The organism is Lacimonas salitolerans, from assembly GCF_042677865.1.
Taxonomy (GTDB): Bacteria; Pseudomonadota; Alphaproteobacteria; order Rhodobacterales; family Rhodobacteraceae; genus Lutimaribacter; species Lutimaribacter salitolerans.
This window is the reverse complement of sequence record NZ_JBHUDD010000105.1, coordinates 1-2814: the sequence shown is the minus strand read 5'-3', so window position 1 is coordinate 2814 and position 2814 is coordinate 1. Positions and strand designations below refer to the sequence as shown.

Annotated in this window: 6 protein-coding genes and 1 pseudogene; all 7 read left to right on the top strand. The window is 56.5% G+C overall.

The features are described from left to right. Window positions 1-90 precede the first annotated feature (90 nt). The 7 genes and pseudogenes from ACFTOW_RS13675 to tnpB all read left to right on the top strand — a co-directional run bounded on the left by ACFTOW_RS13675 (window position 91) and on the right by tnpB (window position 2775). Entirely contained in the window at window positions 91-348 is a 258-nt protein-coding gene (locus ACFTOW_RS13675; RefSeq protein ID WP_379916632.1) for a flagellin, read from the top strand. Window positions 349-454: 106 nt separating this feature from the next. Further along, entirely contained in the window at window positions 455-814 is a 360-nt protein-coding gene (locus tag ACFTOW_RS13670; RefSeq protein ID WP_379916630.1) for a hypothetical protein, read from the top strand. Window positions 815-867: 53 nt separating this feature from the next. Further along, entirely contained in the window at window positions 868-1029 is a 162-nt protein-coding gene (locus ACFTOW_RS13665) for a hypothetical protein (protein WP_379916628.1), read from the top strand. A 143-nt stretch (window positions 1030-1172) separates the two neighbouring features. Then, the gene (locus ACFTOW_RS13660) at window positions 1173-1520 is read left to right on the top strand and encodes a hypothetical protein (protein WP_379916626.1); all 348 of its coding nucleotides are present in this window, start codon (window positions 1173-1175) and stop codon (window positions 1518-1520) included. A gap of 71 nt (window positions 1521-1591) precedes the next feature. Then, window positions 1592-1732: pseudogene (locus tag ACFTOW_RS13655) on the top strand (ISKra4 family transposase); the annotation flags it as partial. Window positions 1733-2122: 390 nt separating this feature from the next. Beyond that, entirely contained in the window at window positions 2123-2530 is a 408-nt protein-coding gene (locus tag ACFTOW_RS13645; RefSeq protein WP_379916634.1) for a transposase, read from the top strand. Window positions 2531-2562: 32 nt separating this feature from the next. Further along, complete coding sequence (tnpB, locus tag ACFTOW_RS13640) at window positions 2563-2775, top strand: IS66 family insertion sequence element accessory protein TnpB (protein WP_379916622.1); 213 nt, start codon at window positions 2563-2565, stop codon at window positions 2773-2775. Window positions 2776-2814: the final 39 nt, after the last annotated feature.

Here is a 2814-nt window from a genome sequence, read left to right as displayed (position 1 = left end):
GCCTCACGTCGTGACAACAACATCTGGTGCGACCCTGAACAGGCCAGTGCGCCTTAACCCACACAAATCGCGAAGGGACCTATTGATCTCATGGATGCTGCAATTTCGTCTGTAAACACTCAGCGTGCAAATCTTGGTGCAATCTCGAACCGACTGGACAACACAGTCAGCAACCTCACCAACATTTCCATCAACTTGGAAGGTGGTAAAGGCCGCATCGAAGACGCTGACTTTGCTGCAGAAAGTACAGCACTTGCAAAAAGCCAGATCCTGCAGCAAGCCTCCACTGCCATGCTGGCGCAGGCCAATGCTTCCAAGCAGAACGTGCTGAGCCTGCTTCAGGGCTAAATGACTGAATATGCAAAAAACACAGGTCCGGGATACCCCGGGCCTGTTTCCTTATGAGGGTACCGTGAAAAGTCTTGCGCAAATCAGTTTGGCGGTGGGGGCACTTGTGTTGCTCTATCTGACCTATAAGGGCTGGCCCGAAATCCGTCATTTCCTGCGTGTCGGTGACCCGCAGCAGATCACGGCCGAAGTGCGGCTGACAAACCGTTGCTCCATCCCTGACGACAGTTTCGTGGTGCGTCAGGTGCAGAACGGGCGCACGGCGGCGTTTTCCAACGGCGTTGCCCGGGTTGACGTGCTGGAAGGCGACTATCTGGAGCTGCAACTCTCCGCGCGTTACCGCGAGGTGCAGTTCAACGGGTTCCGACAGCGCGCCTCGCAAAGCATGACCATGACCGCCGATTGCGGCAAGGGCGAGCGTATGCAGGGCACAATGGACAGCATGCGCGACAAGTTCGGCGACTGATTTATGTGTATCGTCCGCCAAAGGGACGCGGTATCGTGCGAAGGACAATTCGGATGACAGTCTCCAACCATATCGCCGCCATCGTCGCCATAGTGGTCAGCGCCTATGCATCCCATCTGTGGTGGCCGGAAATCCGTCATTCGTTGGGCCTGCTGGTAACCAAACAGTTTATGGGCAACACGACAGACGACCTGCCCAGCAATTTTGACGACTGATGTTTTATCCTGCAGTGTTCACAGACAGCATTTCATGCTATGTCCGCTTGCAACGCGTGTACCATCGTCACTCGTGTTCGATGATTTGACCATACGAAATAAGCTTACTGCGACTGCACCTCGAGCTTGGAGGAGGGCGCAACTTGATCGGTCTTTTGACTGGGGCTAGCGGCTACTATAGCAAGGCTCAGGAAAAATACGATGGTGTAAGCCGTCGTGCTGATGCCGACGTGACACGTGCATTCATGGAGATGGTTGACGGAGCGCCCGCTGCGCCCCGCGCTCATTCCATGCGGAAATCTTCGAGTGTCATATTGGAATTTGCCTCGATAAAACACGATACAATCCAGATGATGGCCGAGCTGTGCGCAGATTTGAATACTGAAATTGCGGAGATAATCCGGGAGCAGGTGAGGGCGGGCGATTGGCCAAAGGATATTGAAAGCTCAAACTCTGCCATAAAATTGCTCATAGAGGAGCGCTTGAGGTAACCAAAGGTGAGTGGGCAAAAGCTGGTGGTGGACGTGGTAGGGTACGGTTTTGGAACAAGGCGGGACCCACCATGAATCTAAGTATTTTTGTCGAGACGACGTTTGACGATGGAGAAACCAAGAGGCGCAATATCGGTCGACTTCGCCGTGCGCCGAACGAGTTTAACTCCGAGAATTTGGGCCTTCTCCTCGACGAAGCAAAGTATGCGCTGTCCCTGTCCCATTGATTTGAAGCCTTCCGGGAAGGCTTTATCGGGCTGATACATTCTCCCTTGTTTTTGTTGGAGGATGCTATGGCGGATGGAAGTGGAGTTGTGGGTCGGCTGGATATTGTTGAACCGCGTCGGGGTAACCGGCGTTGGCCTGATGATGTGAAGGCGAGGATTGTTGCTGAGAGTTTCCAGCCCGGTGCGCGCGTTGTCGATGTCGCAAGACGCCATGACATCATCCCGCACCAGTTGTCTGATTGGCGACGGATGGCGCGTGAGGGCAAATTGGTTGTTAGCGCGACGCCGATCCCCTTCTGCCATTTCTGACTTGATCCGGCCATTCTGTGCGCATGCGCGTGGCGGAGGGTTTGGATTTTGGAAATAGACGGCAAAATGGGCGTCCATTTGGACGGCTCGATGGGCGTTGGAGTTTCCCGGCTGGAGGTAATCGAGGGGCCGAGTGGTCGGCGGCGGCGCACGAAGGCGGAGCGGGCGCGGATCGCGGCGGAGAGCATGATGCCTGGGGTGACGGTCGCCGATGTGGCGCGCAAGCACGGCACGACGCGCTGGCAGATCTACGATTGGCGCAAGCAGCTTCGCAACGGCAATCTCGTGGTGCCCGAGAGCGTGGCGGCGTTGCCGGTCTTCGCGGAACTGGTGGTCGATGACAGTTCAGCCGCGGCATCGGCTCGTTCCGATCTTGAGATCGTCGTGGGCGATGTCGTGATCTGTGCTGGCGCTGGTGCTAATGAGGGTCAGTTGACGCGGGCGATCCGGGCGGCACGGGCTGCAACATCGTGATGTTCGGTCATGGCGGGCCAGTGAAGGTCTTCGTGGCGACCCGGACGGTGGACTTTCGCAAGGGCATCGATGGGCTGGCGCTGGCGGTGCAGGAGATGTTCGGGATGGACCCGTTCTGTGGGGCGGCTTTCGTCTTCCGGGCGAAACGCGCTGACAGGATCAAGCTGCTGATCTGGGATCAGACTGGCATGGTGCTGGTCCACAACCATCTGCATTCATACTACGTCCCTTTCGGCCTCAGTTGATACTTTTTCCAGACTGGGGGTCTGGCGTCTTGTGGCAGC

Coding starts and splice junctions, on each gene's coding strand:
- ACFTOW_RS13675 (WP_379916632.1), top strand. CDS start 91: ATGGATGCTGCAATTTCGTCTGTAAACACTCAGCGTGCAAATCTTGGT.
- ACFTOW_RS13665 (WP_379916628.1), top strand. CDS start 868: ATGACAGTCTCCAACCATATCGCCGCCATCGTCGCCATAGTGGTCAGC.
- ACFTOW_RS13645 (WP_379916634.1), top strand. CDS start 2,123: ATGGGCGTCCATTTGGACGGCTCGATGGGCGTTGGAGTTTCCCGGCTG.